This is a genomic window from Nitrococcus sp., assembly GCF_059432795.1.
Genome location: NZ_JBXWZQ010000113.1, coordinates 1 through 16,849 on the forward strand (window position 1 = coordinate 1; position 16,849 = coordinate 16,849).

The following is a 16,849-nucleotide window of genomic DNA, read 5'->3' on the forward strand; positions in this document are numbered from 1 at the left end:
GTACGCTTTGATCAGGGCCGCATCACCCGCTCCGCTGGGCAACGGCACATTGATCGTGGCACCCTCCCCCAAGCCTCCGCCGACCTCGTTGAGGAGTCCGGATCCGGGGTAAAACGGCGCGGCGCGGTGCGTGTCGAAGAACATGACGTCGGGATCGGCCCAAAAGATATCCTGGGTACCGTTTCCGTGGTGAACATCCCAGTCGACAATCAGCACGCGCGGACAGTCCAGCGCCTCCTGCGCATGCGCCGCAGCCACCGCGACATTGTTGAACAAGCAGAAGCCGCGCGCTCGCACCGGCTCGGCATGATGGCCGGGCGGGCGAACGATGGCGAAGGCACTGCTCGCGCGACCCCGTACCACCGATTCCACCGCGGCGATGGCCGTACCGGCGGCAACCTCCGCCGCCTCGACGCTCCCGGTCGACACGGCGGTCGTGTCGACGTCCAACCACGCGTTCTGCCCACGCAGGGCGTATATCGCCTCCAGATAGGAGGTGGTGTGGACGCGGGCCAGTTGCTCGCGCGTTGCGGCCGTTCCCGTCTCGAACCGGACCCCGGGAACGGGCTGGTTCGATAGCCGTTCCATTATCGCCGTCACCCGCCCGGGATGCTCGGGATAGTTCCATTTGACGCCCAAGCCGGCGAGGATCTCCCGCACCCGCCGATCGAGACGGCCCGGCAAAAACGGATCGTTGGCATCCGGACGGTGCGCCAACATGCGCTCGTCATGAAAGAGCAGTACGTCGCGGTCGCCGATCATACACAACCCCCAACGCTGACGGTCTCCCGGTCGTCTCCCCGGCCAAAATGCGAGGACTGAACTGCTTTGCTTGCAGACACTCTATACGCGTTATGGAAGCGTCACCTTCGGCTCTCGATGGACCATAGAGGAGCAGCGTGGTGAATCATGCAAGCGATATGATTGAAGCCTATCCGAAGAGCATAAACAACGATCGGCAGCTGTTGGCGGACTGCATCGAAGCCTGTATGGACTGCGCCCAGACCTGCACCGCCTGCGCCGATGCGTGCCTGAGCGAAGACGGTGTAGAAGCGCTTACGAAGTGCATTCGCAGCAACGTCGATTGCGCTGACATCTGCGATGCTACCGGGCGGGTTCTGTCTCGCCATACCGCCTACGATGCCAATATTACCCAGGCCACCCTGCAGGCGTGCGCGCAAGTGTGTAAGAGCTGTGGCGATGAGTGCGAGCAGCATGGGAGTCATCATGAGCACTGTCGCATCTGTGCCGAGTCGTGCCGGCGCTGCGAAAAGGCCTGCCAGGACGTGATTTCCGCGATAGAGCGCAAGACTCGAGAAGCCCGGCCGCCAGCCCCTGCTCGGTTCTGCGACGGACAAAGGCCACACTGACGCTGCCGAGCGCTGACGCCCGCAGGCCAAGGCGTCAACGGCGTTGGCATCGTTGCCTAAAATGTACGTCACTGTATTGCAAATACTTTTATGGCAGACCATGTTCCTTCGGCAATACCCGGGTTTCAGGCCGGCGCCGTGGTAGCGCACCGTTACGTCAGCACGGTAACAGGCGCGTTCGGATTGACCGGACGATATGTCACCCGGCGCTTGCTCGAACGCGGTGACCGGGTACGGACAATCACGGGGCATCCTGATCGGCCCAATCCATTCGAGGCCGAAATCGACGTGCGGCGGTTCCGGTTCGACAGTCCCAAGGCGCTCACGGAGAGCCTGGAAGGCACGGACGTCCTGTATTGCACCTATTGGGTGCGCTTCGAGCGCGGCAAAACGAGTTTCGATGAGGCCGTGCGCAATCTGCGCCGGCTGTTCGAGGCCGCCCGTGAGGCCCGCGTGCGCCGCGTGGTGCATGTCAGCATTGCCAATGCCCACGCATCGGAGCTGCCGTACTACCGCGGCAAGGCCGCGGCCGAAACGGCGTTGCGTGAATCCGGCCTGTCGTTCGCGATCGTTCGGCCTACCGTTCTGTTCGGCGGGCACGACATTCTGATCAACAACATTGCGTGGCTGCTGCGCCGGTTTCCGTTATTCGCCGTGCCCGGCGACGGTCAGTACCGGATTCAGCCCGTGCATGTCGATGACCTCGCCGCCACGATGGTCGATTTGGGGCAATCGGAGGAGAACCTGACCCAGGATGCAGGCGGCCCCGAGGTATTCAGCTACGATGAGCTGGTCCGCTTGATCGCCCGAGCGCTCGGCCGCAAGCCGCGGCTCGTTCACGTGCCGCCCGCCGCCGCGCTGGCCGCCGCCAAGCTCCTCGGGGCGATGAAGCGCGACGTGGTCTTGAGCCGAAACGAGCTACGCGGCCTCATGGCCAGCTTGCTGACTTGCGAACCGGCGCCGCAGGCGAAAGTGCGTCTGTCCGTGTACCTGCGTGAGCATGCGGATGAAGTGGGACGACGGTATGCCTCGGAGCTCGATCGGCACTACCGATGAATTGATGGACGCGCGATGGTGCCAGCGGGACGCGGCTACGTAAGAAAACTCTGTGCCGTCAGCGATCCGACCTTCCTGTTCCTCAAAGCCGCCACTCGATGCCCGCGTAGGCCGACACCCCGTCGCCGGGCAGGAAGGCGGCGGCGTCCTGGCCATTGGCGTCGGCGAGCACGCCGGTATCGGCCGCGTATTTTTTGTTGAGGATGTTTCGAATATCGATAAAGCCGCTGAAACCCTGGAGCCCGTTGGGCTTGTAGCCGAGCTTGAAGCCGAGCACGGCGTAGTTGTCGTTGAACAAGGTGTTGGCGTGATCCACGGCGAAGTCGGTGGGTGACCAGGTAAGGTTCGGACCGGCGTAGAAGCCGCTCGCGTGCTGATAGACAAGCGCCGTATTGAGAAGATGCTCGGGGATTCCGGCGAGTCTGTTGTTGCCGAAGACGGGGTCGTCATCGAAGCGGAAGTCGTTCCAAAGATAGGCGTTGCGCAGGGTCAGCGCATTGAAGAATTCGAGAGACAAACCCAGTTCCACACCCTGGTGGACGGTGTCGTTCGCATTGACGGTACCCACCGGCAGGCCGGTCGCGGGGTCGACCAGGCTGAGTAATTCGTCTTTTACATCGGCGTAGTAGTAGGTCAGATCCCAGCCGAGCTGTGTCATGCCCGGCAGGCAGGAGCGGCATTGCGTGTCGCCGCGCGTGCCGATCTCGAAGGTCCAGGCTTTCTGCGCGTCGTTCTGCGTGACGTTGGGGCCGCCCGCCAACTCGGCGAAACTCGGCGGCTCGAAGCTTTTGCTGATGTTGCCGTAGATCTGATTGTGCGGCGTGAACTCGTAGCGCGCGCCCAGTTTGGGGCTGAAATTCCAGTAGTTGCGCTCGAAGCTGTTGTCCACGCCGTCGCCGAAGAAACCATCGCGCAACTCCCGCCGGGCAAGCGTGTATTGCGCGCCGAGGACAAGCGCAAGCTTGGGGAGCACGTAGTGCTGGTTTTCGGCGAACAGCGTATAGGTCTCGGCGATCTGGAAAAGCTTGTTGGTGCGGGCGCCCTCCCGGCCGCCGACATTGGCGAAGCGGTTGTCGCGCGCGGTGCCGCGCTGGGGGGTAAAGCCGAGCGTGAAGATGTTCTGCCGGCCGAACAGCTCCGCCTCCGAGATATAGCGCAGGTAGGCACCGTAATCGTTGTATTCGATGTTCAGCACCTGAAAGATCGGGTGATGCAAGTCTTCGTAGGTGTAGAACACACTGCCTTCGATGCGGGAGTCACCGAAGCGGTAAGTAGTCTTGTTGGCAATGCGCGCGCGGGTGAAATCGCGCTTTTGATCGCCCATCGCGCTGAATGCGTTCGCCTGCTGCGGGTCGTCCTTCAATTGGCCTTTGGTCAGCGCGCCCGGCAGTTCCGAATCGGTGACGATGCCGGAGATGTACAGGCGCGATTCGAGATTCTCGGTGAAGCGATAGCCCACGTCGCCGAACAGGCGCTGGGTGCTCTGTTCGGCGTGGTCGCGAAACCCCTCCTGCGAGAAATGACTGAGCGAGAGATAATAGTCCGCATCCCCCTTGACGCCCGCGATGCTGCCCTGGCCGCGCAGGTAATCGAAGCTGCCGCCTTCGGCACGCAACTGGACCGGCGCGGCGTCGTAGCCCGTGGGGGTGACGAAATTGATCGCCCCGCCCAGTGTGGTCGAGCCGTATTGCAGCGCATTCGCCCCGCGCTGCACCTCGATGTAACGGGTGGACAGTGGTTCCAGGCCCTGGAAATCACCGCCGCCGTCCGCCTTGTTAATGGGCACACCATCCTGCAACAGCGTGATGCCACGCAAATGGAAGGTCCGCTGCAAACCGGAGCCGCGAATCGAAAGCCGCGACTCCTCGGCGCCGAATCGCGGCTGCACGTAGACGCCAGGCGAATACTTGAGCGCATCGTGGAGATTGGAGACGCGGCCGGTCTTGTATTCCTTCGCATCAATCACGTCCACGCCGCCCGGTGTGCGCTCGATGCGCTCCCGGGCGATCTCGATATCCGGCGATGTCAGCGACGGGCTAACCTCACCGGGTTCGGCGGAGCCTTCCACGATGACTTCCGGAAGCCTTACGGGTTGGGCGGCTGCCGGTAGCATCACGAGCAGAGCGACGGCGGGAAGGACGGATTTCCGGTCTGCCATCTAAGGCCTCTAAATTTTACTGTCACTTTTTCGGGACAAAAGGAAGGACAAAGGACACGGGCAGACCCTCAGGCGCAGGGTCATTCAGCTCAGAGTCCGGGGAAATTATCGAGCGCGTAGTGTATAAGCCCGGCCGAGCGCGGAGAATGCGACAAATCGCCACAGTTGAGGCAAGCGCTCGAGGCTTGCGGCGCTCAGGCCGAATCGGGCCAGCCGGAAACAAAACTCAAGGATCACGCCGAACGTCGTCCCGCTCGCGCAGAGGCGGGCGCTGCGAAGACCGACGGCACGACATTCCCGCCCGGTCGCTCGAATATTTATGCCCTGTCGGGATCACCGCTTTGCGACGGGCTTGCGCAGCGCGCGCCTCAATGACCGTTCCCGCCGGCGCCCCGATGCCAACGCACGTTGCACACTGGCGTTACTACCACGGCGACCCCTGCCGGCCGAGCTGTTCTCTCGTAGGGGACGGTAAAAAAATGCCAACTCTGTCAGCTGTTTTTTTTGCCAGGTCGTTGGTAACTTCTGCGGCTTGGAACGCTCGCGCGTTGGGGCCTGTCATACTCGCGGCGCTGAAAGGCTTATCGCTGGTGTCCAACCCGGCGGACCCGCGCCGCCATACCGATCGCTGCCACAAAGCAGTGTCTAACCATGCCACTGGTGCATGCCGGGTCAGAGGTAAACAGAAGCAGGGCGAAAGCCCCGGGATAGAAAGGACAAGCAAGGATTCAACCCGGGCAAATTCGTCTACCTGCGATTTCGCGGGAGTAACTCACGGGTCCCAACAAGCTGGAACCAAACAACGCGAATCAGAACAAAGCCAATGGTGGGCACCACGAGTGCCGTGGTTCAGAGAAGGGGGGAATGTCTCCGGTTCAGGCGCTTTGCAACACGGGACGTTCAGGGATAGGCGAACTAGCGCATAACACAAGGAGCATCCATGACCTTTTCTTTCCTTTCGAAGCGCAAGATAATTTTTGCGATCCTTTTTACGGCGCTGATTTCACCGACAACGGCACTGGCGATCCCGGTAACGAAGCCGAATGTACCCCTCACGGTAAGCGTGGAGTTCAACGAGAACGTGGGATTCAGACCCGATTGCCCTTCGCAATTCGGTGGTACGGCGACCGGAACAGGTAAAGGCACGCACCTTGGTAAGGTTTCATTCACGGCGACTGATTGCATAACACCGATTGATTATCATTTCAGCTTTGAGGGCGAATTTATACTCACCGCTGCAAATGGTGACGAGCTCTCAGGTATTTATGGCGGCCTATTCATCCCCGTGGATGGCGGACCCATATATCGCCTATCGGAAGCAACGATGGAGATAACCGGAGGAACGGGACGCTTTACGGAGGCGACAGGAAGCGGAGAGCTCACCGGAAGGGAAGATTTGGCCACGGGTAACGGTAACTTTGAAGTGGATGGGACGATAAGCAATCTGGGCAGGGGCCAATCCAGCAAGGGCCCTGTTCGCTTGCGTGGCGTGGCCTCCGGCGGACCGGCCTTCGTGGACGATTCTGTAGCCATGTTCCGCGACTTCGCCAGCGTGGACTCCTTGGAGAATGCCGCCCGACAGCCGGCCAGTTTGCTCGCCAGCAGAAATCTGACGGCAGTCCCGGCACCAGGGGTACTCATTCTCCTCGCCACTGGCTTAACCGCGTTGCGATTCGCGCAACACCGGAAAAAATGCTGACGCGGGGCGATTAGCAGGGGACCACGGGGCGCGCCCCTGCGATCGGAGTGGTTCGTCAGCTCCGGGCGCACGCGCGTGCCCCTATGCCCAGCAACTGATGGCAAACTGATAGGATGCGGTTATTTTTTAGGTAAGTGATCGTAATCCTGCGAGTCTGAAAACGGACAGGGAGCGTCTTCGCTTGGCGAGCGCTACCGCATGCTTCGATGGTTTGACGAGATCCTTGAGGGCAAGCCGCGGTGGATGGTCGGTTGCCTCGTATTTCCAGTGATTATGCTGCTCGGCGGGATCGACCGGCTGACGGGATACGAGCTATCGATATCGGTGTTCTACCTCATCCCGATTGCCATCGCGGTGTGGTACGGCAGCCGTAATCTCGGCTACATCGCAAGCGGGGTATCCGCGGCCAGCTGGATGGTCGTAGAGGGCACGACGAGCCAAACGTACACCCGCCACTGGGTGCTCTACTGGAACACGGCGACACGGCTTCTGTTTTTCGTTGTCGTCGCCTATCTCATCTCCGAGCTCAGATCACAGCTCATGCGGCAACGCCGACTGGCGCGGACGGACAATCTCACTGGCCTGTTCAATCGCGCCGGATTCGTGGACCGCGCCGCTTTCGCTATCAGTGCCGCGGCACGGTATCGCAATACCGTCGCCGTCGCCTACGTCGACCTCGATGGCTTCAAGAAGGTCAACGACACCCTGGGCCACTCCCAAGGCGATGAGGTGTTGAGATCGGTCGGTCGCCTGCTCGGCCAATGCCGGCGCGAGAGCGATGTCGTGGGGCGGCTCGGCGGAGACGAGTTTGCCGTGCTGCTGCCGAATACCACTCTGGCCGGCGCGCGCTTCTACTTCAGTAATCTGCATTGCGTGCTAGAGAACGAGATGCGCCAGAGAGGATGGTCAATGCTTGGGATCAGCATCGGCGCCGCCGTGTTCGACGGAAACATACCGGAACTCGCCGAGGCGCTACGGCTTGCCGACAGCCTGATGTATCGCGCCAAAAAGAATGCCCAGCCTCGGGTGATCGTCGAGGCCGTGGCGGAGCGCGCCTGAGCGAGGCCGCCTGTAGCGGCCCTCGACCGCGCCGTGCATTCGACTTGCAATCCCCAGCAACTTTCGTCAGCCTTGTACACCCTAGCGCAAATCGTGCAGCGGCCGCGCGTCCGTCGCTTCCCGGTGCACCGACTATCCTCCGGCGGGCTATGGGCCACCGTGGCATAGGTCAGCCGGACCCTGTGGGCCACGGCGGATCATTCGGCTGACAACCAACACGAATGCTTCGCTAAGCGTTGGGTCAGCTCGCCGGAAGTTGCACGAGGTTAAACCGATACGGTCGCCATAGGCCACGCTAGCTGGTGGGACAGCGTGGCGTGCGCAATCAAAACGCGCCGGCACGGCCGCTGCAAGTGGGCCGTTTCGCAACTCACCGGTGTGTTCCAGGCATCAAGCACGAGTGCGGCGCTCAACGGCGGGCAAGGCGGCGAACGCTCGTCTCGTCCGTACCGGTGAGAGAGAGGGGGAATGAGTCAACCATCGGCCATGGGATAAGTGCAAGTCTCGATACCCAGTCGGATCGCACGCGCCACCCCCGGGCCGTTTCAAAATAGCGTGGAGGCTAATATGGCTGCACCACCACAGAAAAAACAGTATTTCGGAGCGGACCCGGTCGCCTGCCGGGAAACGGATCATTATCGCGAGGAGTACATCGAATCGTTCGTCAACAAATGGGATGCGCTCATCGACTGGCAGAGCCGCGCGAAGAGCGAGGGTGATTTTTTCATCAATGTGCTGCGAGAACGCGGCGCCAAGCGGATCCTGGACGTGGCCACCGGCACCGGCTTCCATTCGGTACGCCTCATCGAGGCCGGCTTTGAAGTGGTAAGCTGCGACGGCAGCGCCGAGATGCTCGCCAAGGCTTTCCAGAACGGCCGTCAGCACGGCCAGATCCTGCGCACCGTCCAAGTCGATTGGCGCTGGCTCAATCGCGACATTCACGGCCACTACGACGCCATCATCTGCTTGGGCAACTCATTTACCCACCTGTTCTCGGAGAACGACCGGCGCAAGGCATTGGCGGAATTCCATGCCACCCTGAAACACGACGGTTTTCTCATCCTCGATCAGCGCAACTACGACGCAATCCTCGATCACGGCTATTCCACCAAGCACACCTACTATTATTGCGGCGACAACATCTCGGTCTATCCCGAGCACGTCGATTCCGGCCTGACACGGTTCAGGTATTGCTTCCCCGACCGCTCGACGTTCCATCTCAACATGTATCCCCTGCGAAAAGATTACACGCGCCGGCTGATGCGGGAGGTGGGCTTTCAGCACATCGAGACGTACGGCGACTTCCAGGAGACTTATCGGGAGAGCGACCCCGACTTTTTCATCCACGTGGCCGAAAAAGCCTACAGAGAGGAGCCTGATAGTGACTAACAGCTACTCGGGCACGGTCGAGACGGCCCGCGATTACTACAACAGCGATGACGCCGACAGTTTCTATTACACCGTCTGGGGCGGCGAGGATATCCATGTCGGCCTTTATCGAACGGCTGAGGAGCCGATCTTCGATGCAAGCCGGCGGACCGTGGAACGGATGGCCGAGCGGGTTCCCGCGCTCGGCGCTGATACACGGGTGCTGGATATCGGTTCCGGCTACGGCGGCGCGGCTCGGTTGCTCGCAAAACGCTATGGGTGCAATGTCATTGCCCTTAACCTCAGTGAAAAGGAAAACGATCGCGCCAGGAAGCTGAACCGCCAGCAGGGGCTCGACGAGCTGATCGAAGTGATCGACGGCAGCTTCGAAGACCTTCCATTCGACAACGAGTGCTTTGACCTGGTCTGGTCCCAGGACGCCATTCTGCATAGCGGGAATCGGCGCAAGGTCTTGGAAGAAGTCGCAAGGGTACTCGCCCCGGGCGGTCACTTTATTTTCACCGACCCAATGCAGGCCGATGACTGCCCGCCGGGAGTTTTGCAGCCCATCCTGGAGCGCATCCACCTCGAAACGCTGGGCTCGCCGGCGTTCTATCGGCAGGCGCTAACCGCGCTCGATCTTGAGGAGGTGTCTTTCGAGGTACACGCCGAGATGCTCCCGATGCACTACGGCCGCGTTTACGATGAGCTCACGGGCCGGGAGGAAAACATCGCGCAGCACATCAGCCGCGATTACATCGAACGGATGAAGCGCGGCCTGCAGCATTGGGTCGAGGGCGGCCGCAACGGCCATTTGACGTGGGGCATCTTCCTCTTTCGTAAGCCGGGCGGTCCGAGACGCTAGCCAGCGTGCGCAGCGCTCGACGATGTGTGAGCACCGCGCCAAATAGAGGAAACGCCACGCGAGAGGAGTAACGGCAAAAAAACGCGCGGCACCACCTATCGGGCGGTGCCGCGCGTTGCATTCAGCCGTTGAGGCTGTACTTACCAGCGCCGGGCTTGGCGGGGGGACCGCTCCTTGCGCTCCTGAGCCTCGTTGACACGCAAATTACGACCACCGAAATCCTTGCCATCCAGTGCTTCGATGGCAGAGGCGGCCTCGGTGTCGGACATGGTGACGAAACCGAAGCCACGCGGCCGGCCGGTGTCCCGGTCGGTCATCAGGCGCACGGAATCGACGTTACCGTAGGTGGCGAACAGCTCGCGCAGCTCGTCTTCGGAGGCGGAGAAGGGCAGGTTGCCCACATAGATCGACTTCATAAGGATATCATTCACTCAATTTTCAATAGCGGTACCCGGTCACCGAGCGATGCCGGTCTCTTGCGGATAGGCCCTGACGTACGCCGACCATGCCACCGGCCGGCGCAACGCGCCCGAAAATCTACCCGCGATCGTTATCCCGTCATCTCTTGAGCCCAGCAGGAAGGTGAGGTACACGACCTCAGGATCGGCAGGGTTTACAGAAGAGGAGCGGAACTCGACCAGTGATAACACTAGCGCAGCTCGCAAGCCGGCGCAACGGCATTTTCCAGCATTTTTCGCAATCCGTTTTGCTCCGAGCGCGAATTTCGCCTCCAATCCCGGCCGGGGGCCCAGAATCGCTCAGCGGCTTTACCGTCCACCGCCTCGCCGCCTGGCAATACTTACCGTGGCTTTGTACTAGCCGGTACGGACACGGTAAAGCGCAGTCGCCGCAATTCAGGTACACCCTACGCCCACTGGGAAACGTCAGCAACGAACCATGAGAAGCACGCTCAGCATCATCAAGGCCGACATCGGCGCGATCGGCGGCCATATGGCCCCCTCCGTTCGGCTGCTGGAAACAGTCCGCCGCCACCTCGAGGATAACGCCGGCGATCTTCTGATCGATAGCTACGTGAGCTACACCGGTGACGATATCGCTCTGCTGCTCACGCACGACCGGGGCACCGGCGATCAAGCAGTGCATCGGCTGGCTTGGGAGGCCTTCATGGCCGGCACCGAAGTGGCCCGGGCCCAGGGCCTCTATGGCGCCGGGCAGGACCTTGTCCCGGAAGCGTTCTCCGCGAACGTGCGCGGCATGGGGCCGGCGGTCGCGGAAATGGAGATCGACGAGCGCCCCAACGAGCCCTTCCTGTTCTTTGCCGCGGACAAGACGGACCCCGGCGCCTACAACCTGCCTTTGTACTTGGCCTTCGCCGACCCCATGACCACACCGGGCCTGATTCTCTCCCAAAAGCTCGCGCGCGGATTCCGTTTCGTGATCATGGATGTCACCCACACCGAGCACGACCGTGTCATCGAGCTCGTGGCCCCCGAGGAGCTCTATGATATTGCCGCCCTGCTGCGGGACCCGCAGCGCTATGTGATCGAATCCGTCTGGTCGCGAACCAGCGACGAGCAGGCGGCGGTCGTGTCCGCCTCGCGCCTGCGCGACATCGACGGCAAGCAAACCGGCAAGGATGATCCGGTCATGCTGATCCGAACGCAGATGCACTTCCCCTCCACGGGCGAGCTGCTCGCCCCCTTTCAAGTGGGCCATTTCGTGGCGGGGGGACTGCGCGGCTCGCACAACATGCCGCTGATGCCATGCGCCCTGAACACTCCGGTAAGCTATTTCGACGGCCCGCCCGTGGTCACGTGCGCGGCGTTCGCGTGTCACGAGGGTCGCCTGACCGAGGCGGTGGATGCGTTCGCCCACCCCTTCTGGGACGCCGTGCGCGAACGGGTCTCGGAGAAGGCCATGGAGATGCGCCGCCAGGGCTTCTTCGGCAGTGCCATGCTGCCGATGGCGCAACTGGAGTATTCGGCGGGTGTGGCGGAACGTCTCGAGCATCTGCAGCACCGATTCCGTACGCGTGAGACGTAGCGAGGGCGAGGGTCCGCTATCGCCACCGCCTCCCACCGCGCGGCGCCACGCGCGGGGTTAGCGCACCTGCCGCCGAGGTTTGGTATCCTGTGGACAATTGATCATATCGCGACGAGCAAGAGGCTAATCGTCATGGCCGCAGCAGACACGCAGAACGAATTTCAGCTCGATAGTGGACAGCTCTACCAGGAGGAGGTCTTCACCGACCGTCGGGTAGGCAGCATCCTGCGATTGACGCCCGTGACTGCCGACGGCACGCCGGACAGCGCTCGCGAGATCGTGTACCTGGGACAGACGCAGGTTTTGACGCAAGCCGGCGCCCTGCCCATCAACTTCGAGATCCCGGCCGACTCGCTCAAGGCCGCCGCGGAGCAGTTCGAACAGGCCGCCGAGCAGGCCGTCGACGAGACGCTGGAGCAACTCAAGCAGATGCAGCGCGAAGCGGCCTCGTCCATCGTCATGCCGGGCAGCTCCGGCGGAGCCGCCAACCAGGGCGCGCTCGGCGGCATACCCGGCGGCGGCTTCAAAGGCCGGTAATAACCGCCGGCGGCAACTCCTGCTCGCCGAGAACCCAATACGGCAGCCCGACGCATGGGCCTTGGATCACCACGGGGTCCGGCGCCTGACCCGTCAGCCGTGCTCGCTCGGCGCGTCCGGTTGGCGCTCCGGGCGGGCACGGTCGAACGCTTCCAGCTCCAGGCACGCATCGTTGATGCGCCGGATATGACGGTAATTGGCCAAATTCACCCCGAAGCGCTTGGCATTGAAAACCTGCGGCACCAGGCAAAGGTCGGCTAGCGTCACGCGGTTTCCATGACAGTAGCGCGCGGTCTGCGGGTCGGCGGCGAGCATGGACTCCAACGCGCGGAATCCCTCTTCTATCCAGTGTCGATACCAGGTTTTCTTCCGCTCATCGCTGACGTTGAGCTCCGTTTCGAGATAGCGAAGCACGCGCAGATTATTGAGCGGATGCACATCACAGGCGATCATTTGGGCCAACGCCCGGACTCGGGCGCGAGCGGTAAGCTCTGCCGGCAGCAGCGGAGGCCGCGGATGGGCCTCGTCCAGATACTCGCAGATCGCAAGCGACTGGCGCAGCAGTCGGCCCTCCTCCGTCTCCAGCGTCGGCACGAAACTCTGGGGGTTCAGGCCACGGTAGGCGGGGTGCGACTGCTCATCCTCGCGCAGATTTACCGGTGCTTGAACGTAAACCAAACCCTTGAGATTCAGCGCGATTCGCACACGGTAGGCGGCGGTGGAGCGATAATAGTCGTAGAGTTTGATCATGGCGCCCGGTATTTCCTTACGCGTTGCTCGATGGCGCCGAAGATACTTTGGCCAGCAGCATCGAGCATCTCGATGCGCACCCGATCGCCGAAGCGCAAAAAGGGCGTGCGCGCCTCGCCGTGCATCAGGATCTCCAACATCCGCCGTTCCGCCAGACAGCAGGCACCCACGCTGCGGTCGGTATTGGAAACGGTGCCGGAGCCGATGATGGTGCCGGCACCGAGACACCGCGTTTTGGCCGCATGGGCGATCAGCTGCGGGAAATCAAAGGTCATGTCCACCCCGGCGTGCGGCTGACCGAACACCTGTCCGTTGAGCCAGACCCGCAGCGGCAAATGCACCTTGGCGCCGTCCCAGGCACCCCCCAGCTCGTCCGGAGTCACCGCCGCAGCGGAAAAGGCCGAGGCCGGCTTACTCTGAAAGAAGCCGAAGCCTTTGGCCAGCTCGCCGGGAATGAGGTTGCGCAGCGAGACGTCGTTGACCAGCATCAACAGTTTGATGTGCTGACCGGCCGCCTCCCGCGCCACCCCCATCGGAACATCGTCGGTAACGACCGCGACTTCGGCCTCGAAGTCGATGCCCCAATCCTCGCTGGCCGCCAGGATATCCTCGCATGGCGCGCTGAACTTATCCGAGCCGCCCTGGTACATCAGCGGCTCGGTCCAGAAATTTTCCGGCATGACAGCGCCTCGCGCCTTGCGCACCAGCTCCACGTGGTTCACGTAGGCACTTCCGTCCGCCCACTGGTAAGCGCGCGGCAAGGGCGAGGCCAACGCCTGCGCCTCCAGCGCGAAGGCATCGCCGAGCCCGCCCGCGTGCAATTGCCGCGAGACCTCCTGCAAGCGGGGCTCGATCCGGGCCCAGTCATCCAGCGCGGCCTGCAGCGTCGCGGCGATCGCGGGCACTCTCACCGCTTGAGACAAGTCGCGCGTCACCACGAGCAATTCGCCGTCACGGCCGTGTCTCAGCGAGGCGAGCTTCATTGTTCCTCCTTGGCGGCATCGGCACTCGCTACGGTCCGCAGGACGCCCGTCATGGCTGCCTCACGCCGCTGCCCCGCGCTTCGCCCTGCCTCGCCCAAGCCCTCGCGCGCAATGCGCAGCGCCTCCTCGAGCACCGCGTGATCCCCGATGTGATTGGCCAGCAGCAGGATCAGCTTGGCATTGGCGAGCCGGCTCTCCTCATCGGTCAAACCCTGATGGAGCTCCAAGAGTTCCTGGTAGAAATCATCCGCTCGGGCCAGGCGCGGCTCGATCATCAAGCGCTTCACGTTCATGCAATCGGCTCCGGGTGCCGCTGCGCTCGCCCCTGGGCCCGGCGCAAGGCGCCTCGCACGGCCTCGAGCTCGAGGCGCCGCCAGCGCGCGCAGACGTGCTGATCCGGACGAATCAGATAAAATGCGCCCGCGCGGCCGCCGTAGCGCTGCGCCACCAGGCCTTCCACGTCGGCAATGCCGCGCCCTGGGCCCGCGTCCGTGACTCGCGTGCCCACCACCAGCACCTCCACCGGCACGGCCCCGGCGGCGAGCCGACCGATTATCCGGGCATCGCGCGCCGGTATCCGCTCACCCGCTCCGGCGAAATAGAGCCCCATGAAGCGATTGCCGAGTTGGCGAAGCAGCCAGTCCGCGCCCGCGGTTGTTGCAATGGGCGCATCGACGCAGGACGCGCCCGGGCTCAGGCCGCCGCCGAAAACCTCCGCATCGGGCGTGCTCAGCGGCGAGCCGTGCAGAAACGCCGGCACCGAGAGTCGGCCGCTGTTCACCAGCCGGCGTGCGAAAGGATAGCGCTCGGCGAGCATCAGCGTGGCGTCGCGAAATGCGCGGCTCGCCTCGCTCTTCGGGGTGATGAAATCCGTGCTGCGCGTCGAGTTCAGAATATTCTCGTCCGCCGCCGGGATGCGCTCGGCATCGTAGCTATCGAGCAACGCCATCGGTGCCTGGCCGTTCCATACAAGCGCCAGCTTCCAGACCAGGTTATCCACGTCCTGAATGCCCCCGTTGGCCCCCCGCGCGCCGAATGGCGAGACCTGGTGCGCGGCGTCCCCGATGAAGAAAATCCGCTCGCCATGGCGGAAACGCTCCAGACGCCGGCATTGAAAAGTATAGACACTCACCCACTCGAGCTCGAACGGCATGTGCTCGCCAAGCATCGCCTGTATGCGCGCGCGCACCCGCTCGGGGTGCTTTTCCTCCTCTGGGTCCGTCTCGCCGCCGAGCTGAAAGTCGATGCGCCAGACATTATCCGCCTGCCGATGCAGCAGCGCCGACTGGCCGGGGTGAAACGGCGGTTTGAACCAGAACCAGCGCTCGGGAGGAAAATCCGCCTGCATCAACACATCGGCGATCAGGAAGTGATCCTTGAAAACCTGGCCTTGGCAGGGCAGACCCAACAGGTGGCGGATCGGGCTGCGTGCGCCGTCGGCGACGATGAGGTAGTCGCAGAGCAACGGGTACGCACCCTCGGGGGTATCCACGGTCAGACGAACGCCGTCGCGCCCTGGCTCGACCCCGGTGACGGTGTTGCGCCAGCGCACATCCGTTCCCTCGAGCTCGCCGAGTCGCTCGACCAGATACTCTTCCAGGTAATACTGCTGAAGGTTGATGAACGCCGGATGGCAGTAGCCCGCCTCCGGCGCCAGATTGAACTCATAGATCTGGCGCTCGCCGAAGAACACGCGACCGAGATTCCACACCACGCCCTTGCGCAACAGCCGCTCGGCGCAGCCCAGTCGATCGAAGATCTCCAACGTGCGCTGGGCGAAACAAATGGCCTTGGAGCCGTCGCAGACGGTGTCCTCGGCATCGAGCAGCACGGCGGGCAACCCATGGGCGGCACAGTCGATCGCCGCGGCAAGCCCTACCGGACCGGCACCGACGATCGCCACGGGATGACGAGCCGGCCGCACGGCATCCTGCTCGGCCGCGCGCCGATAGGCATAGACAGGTCGTACTCGCCACGGTGGCATCCCGGCACTCCGCCTAGCCGCTCTCCAGTGCCTGCCACATCGCCTGGTCCCGCTCGGCGGTCCAGATCCGCGGATCCGGATACTCGCCGCATTCATCGTAAGTCCGCGCCACATCGAACGGCAGGCAATGATCAAAAATCACCCAGTGACCGTATTTGGGCTGCAGCGCCGCGTACACCTCATCATAGACGCCTTTCAGGCTCTTGCCGGCTTGCCGCGCCCGCCGCACCCCCTCGAACAGGTCGGTCAGAAAAGCCTGGGTGCCGGCGATGGCGAGCTCGCAGTTCGCGCTTGTCGTCAACGCCGCGCCGCGGCCCGGAACGAGTTTCTCCGCCGCCAGCTTGCGAACCCGCGCCAGCGTATGTGGCCAGTCGCTCAGGTAGGCGTCCCCCGTGTAGGGTGTGGCGGCGTATTCCACCAAATCGCCGCTGAACAATACCCGCTCCGCCGGTAACCAGACGACGGTATCGCCCTTGGTGTGACCTCGCCCGAGGTGGGCGATTTCGACCCGGCGCTTGCCGAGCCAGAGGGTAACGCCGCCATCGAAGACCAAAGTCGGCCAAGTGAGCCCCGGTATGGAGGCGGCTCCTTGGAAAAGCCGCGGGAAGCGCCCGAGCTCGGAGTCGTAATCCTGCTGGCCGCGCTCGGCGATCAGCTCGTAGGTGCCTCGGCTGGCGATGATGTGCTCGGCGGCGTAAGCCGAGGCGCCGAGCACCCGCACCGCATGGTAATGGGTCAGCACCAGATAGCGCACGGGCTTGTCGGTCACGGTGCGTATGCGCTCGATCAGCGCCTGCGCCATAGCCGGCGTGGCCTGGGTGTCGACGACCATGACGCAGTCGTCACCGATGATGACGCCCGAGTTGGGATCCCCTTCGGCTGTGTAGGCATAGACGCCCTGGGCCAATGCTTCGAAAGTGATCGTCTTGGGCTCGAGATCGCCCTGTGAGGCAAACTGTTTGGACATCGCCTTCCTCGCCTCCGCCAAGCGCTGCGGGATACCCGAGAGGGCCGCG

General features: G+C 62.8%; 16 protein-coding genes. 8 read left to right on the forward strand and 8 right to left on the reverse strand.

The features are described from left to right. Positions 1-762 (reverse strand): histone deacetylase family protein (locus AC52Q4_RS08640; RefSeq protein WP_495536387.1); only part of this gene is annotated, 762 nt, incomplete at its 3' end. A 227-nt stretch (positions 763-989) separates the two neighbouring features. Between AC52Q4_RS08640 and AC52Q4_RS08645 the strand changes: the two genes are divergently transcribed. Next, the gene (locus tag AC52Q4_RS08645) at positions 990-1,370 is read left to right on the forward strand and encodes a four-helix bundle copper-binding protein (RefSeq protein WP_495536402.1); all 381 of its coding nucleotides are present in this window, start codon (positions 990-992) and stop codon (positions 1,368-1,370) included. 90 nt (positions 1,371-1,460) lie between these two features. Then, positions 1,461-2,426, forward strand: coding sequence for an SDR family oxidoreductase (locus AC52Q4_RS08650; protein WP_495536388.1), 966 nt, complete (start codon positions 1,461-1,463; stop codon positions 2,424-2,426). A gap of 82 nt (positions 2,427-2,508) precedes the next feature. Here the strand turns inward: AC52Q4_RS08650 and AC52Q4_RS08655 are convergent, their stop codons facing one another. Then, the gene (locus AC52Q4_RS08655) at positions 2,509-4,584 is read right to left on the reverse strand and encodes a TonB-dependent receptor family protein (protein ID WP_495536389.1); all 2,076 of its coding nucleotides are present in this window, start codon (positions 4,582-4,584) and stop codon (positions 2,509-2,511) included. A gap of 940 nt (positions 4,585-5,524) precedes the next feature. Between AC52Q4_RS08655 and AC52Q4_RS08660 the strand changes: the two genes are divergently transcribed. From AC52Q4_RS08660 to AC52Q4_RS08675, 4 genes are all read left to right on the forward strand, one after another. Continuing rightward, entirely contained in the window at positions 5,525-6,283 is a 759-nt protein-coding gene (locus tag AC52Q4_RS08660) for a hypothetical protein (RefSeq protein ID WP_495536390.1), read from the forward strand. Positions 6,284-6,481: 198 nt separating this feature from the next. Further along, positions 6,482-7,342, forward strand: coding sequence for a GGDEF domain-containing protein (locus AC52Q4_RS08665; protein ID WP_495536391.1), 861 nt, complete (start codon positions 6,482-6,484; stop codon positions 7,340-7,342). 567 nt (positions 7,343-7,909) lie between these two features. Beyond that, positions 7,910-8,731 carry a glycine/sarcosine N-methyltransferase gene (locus AC52Q4_RS08670; protein WP_495536392.1) on the forward strand — a complete coding sequence of 274 codons (822 nt, stop codon included), beginning with the start codon at positions 7,910-7,912 and terminating at the stop codon, positions 8,729-8,731. After that, positions 8,724-9,575, forward strand: coding sequence for a methyltransferase domain-containing protein (locus AC52Q4_RS08675; protein ID WP_495536393.1), 852 nt, complete (start codon positions 8,724-8,726; stop codon positions 9,573-9,575). The genes AC52Q4_RS08670 and AC52Q4_RS08675 overlap by 8 nt, the downstream gene beginning before the upstream one ends. Before the next feature lie 140 nt (positions 9,576-9,715). On the opposite strand, the gene rbp is transcribed toward AC52Q4_RS08675, so the two are convergent. After that, the gene (gene rbp / locus AC52Q4_RS08680) at positions 9,716-9,991 is read right to left on the reverse strand and encodes an RNA-binding regulator (RefSeq protein ID WP_495536394.1); all 276 of its coding nucleotides are present in this window, start codon (positions 9,989-9,991) and stop codon (positions 9,716-9,718) included. A gap of 481 nt (positions 9,992-10,472) precedes the next feature. On the opposite strand from rbp, the gene fbp reads away from it, so the two are divergent. Next, positions 10,473-11,579, forward strand: coding sequence for a fructose-1,6-bisphosphate aldolase/phosphatase (gene fbp, locus AC52Q4_RS08685; RefSeq protein WP_495536395.1), 1,107 nt, complete (start codon positions 10,473-10,475; stop codon positions 11,577-11,579). 132 nt (positions 11,580-11,711) lie between these two features. Next, a complete protein-coding gene (locus AC52Q4_RS08690) occupies positions 11,712-12,116 on the forward strand; it encodes a hypothetical protein (protein WP_495536396.1) in 405 nt (134 codons plus the stop codon). Positions 12,117-12,209: 93 nt separating this feature from the next. Here the strand turns inward: AC52Q4_RS08690 and maiA are convergent, their stop codons facing one another. The 5 genes from maiA to AC52Q4_RS08715 form a co-directional block, all read right to left on the reverse strand. Continuing rightward, positions 12,210-12,866, reverse strand: coding sequence for a maleylacetoacetate isomerase (gene maiA / locus AC52Q4_RS08695; RefSeq protein ID WP_495536397.1), 657 nt, complete (start codon positions 12,864-12,866; stop codon positions 12,210-12,212). Then, positions 12,863-13,849 (reverse strand): fumarylacetoacetate hydrolase family protein, encoded by a 987-nt coding sequence (locus tag AC52Q4_RS08700; RefSeq protein WP_495536398.1) that lies wholly within the window; start codon positions 13,847-13,849, stop codon positions 12,863-12,865. Before AC52Q4_RS08700 ends, maiA begins: the two co-directional genes overlap by 4 nt. After that, positions 13,846-14,142 (reverse strand): DUF2783 domain-containing protein, encoded by a 297-nt coding sequence (locus tag AC52Q4_RS08705; protein ID WP_495536399.1) that lies wholly within the window; start codon positions 14,140-14,142, stop codon positions 13,846-13,848. Before AC52Q4_RS08705 ends, AC52Q4_RS08700 begins: the two co-directional genes overlap by 4 nt. Continuing rightward, positions 14,139-15,833: an FAD-dependent oxidoreductase gene (locus AC52Q4_RS08710; RefSeq protein ID WP_495536400.1), complete on the reverse strand. Its 1,695-nt coding sequence runs from the start codon at positions 15,831-15,833 to the stop codon at positions 14,139-14,141. Before AC52Q4_RS08710 ends, AC52Q4_RS08705 begins: the two co-directional genes overlap by 4 nt. A gap of 13 nt (positions 15,834-15,846) precedes the next feature. Further along, the coding region (locus AC52Q4_RS08715; protein ID WP_495536401.1) for an MBL fold metallo-hydrolase at positions 15,847-16,849 on the reverse strand (1,003 nt) is incomplete at its 5' end.